At 65.9% G+C, this 1,265-nt stretch carries 1 protein-coding gene; it reads left to right on the forward strand.

Annotation, left to right across the window (positions count from 1 at the left end; all coding sequences use genetic code 11):
- On the forward strand, nt 1–1,265 hold a 1,265-nt coding region (locus tag KDW55_RS29170), incomplete at both ends, for an NAD(P)/FAD-dependent oxidoreductase (protein WP_212161891.1).

Raw genomic sequence — 1,265 nt, forward strand, 5'->3', positions numbered from 1 at the left:
TACGGCCCGCGCGAATCGATGGAATACGACGTCGTGATCGTCGGCGGCGGCCCCGCCGGGCTGTCGGCGGCGATCCGGCTCAAGCAGCTGGCCGCCGAGAAAGGCGCCGAGATCGGCGTGTGCGTGCTCGAGAAGGGTTCCGAGATCGGCGCGCACATCCTGTCGGGCGCGGTGATGGACCCGCGCGCGATCACCGAGCTGTTCCCCGACTGGAAGGAACGAGGCGCGCCTTTGAACGTCGAGGTGACGGAAGACCGCTTCCTGTTCCTGTCCGAAAAGAGCGCGGTGCAGACGCCGAACTGGGCGCTGCCCGACAACTTCAAGAATCACGGCAACTACGTGATCTCGCTGGGCAACGTCACGCGCTGGCTCGGCGCACAGGCCGAAGCGCTCGGCGTGGAGATCTTCCCGGGCTTTCCGGCCGCGGAGATTCTCTACAACGACGACGGCTCGGTGAAGGGCGTCGCCACGGGCAACATGGGCGTGGGCAAGGACGGCGAGCCGACCGAGAACTTCCAGCTCGGCATGGAGCTGCACGCGAAGTACACGCTGTTCGCCGAAGGCTGCCGCGGCCACCTCGGCCGCCAATTGATTTCGAAGTTCAAGCTCGACGCGAACGCCGATCCGCAGGCGTACGGGATCGGCATCAAGGAACTGTGGGAAATCGATCCCGCGAAGCACAAGCCGGGCCTCGTGATCCACACGGCCGGCTGGCCGCTGAAGTCGGACACGTACGGCGGCTCGTTCCTGTACCACATGGACAACAACCAGGTCGTGGTCGGTTTCGTGGTGGGCCTCGGCTACACGAACCCGTACCTGTCGCCGTTCGAGGAATTCCAGCGCTACAAGACGCATCCGTCGATCCGCGCGTTCCTTGACGGCGGCAAGCGCGTGTCGTACGGCGCGCGCGCGATCACGGCCGGCGGCCTGCTGTCGCTGCCGAAGACGGTGTTCCCGGGCGGCGCGCTGATCGGCGACGACGCCGGTTTCCTGAACGCATCGCGGATCAAGGGCAGCCACGCGGCGATCAAGACCGGCATGCTCGCGGCCGATGCCGCGTTCGACGCGGTGCAGGCCGGCCGCCAGTCGGACGAACTGAACGCGTATCCCGACGCATTCAAGCAATCGTGGCTGTACACGGAGCTGTACCGCGCACGCAACTTCAAGCAATGGATGGCGAAGGGCCTGTATCTCGGCACGCTGATGGTCGGGCTCGAGCAGAAGGTGATGGGCGGCAACGTGCCGTGGACGCTGCACCACAAGCA

The organism is Burkholderia sp. AU19243, from assembly GCF_018148075.1.
GTDB classification, from domain to species: domain Bacteria; phylum Pseudomonadota; class Gammaproteobacteria; order Burkholderiales; family Burkholderiaceae; genus Burkholderia; species Burkholderia latens_A.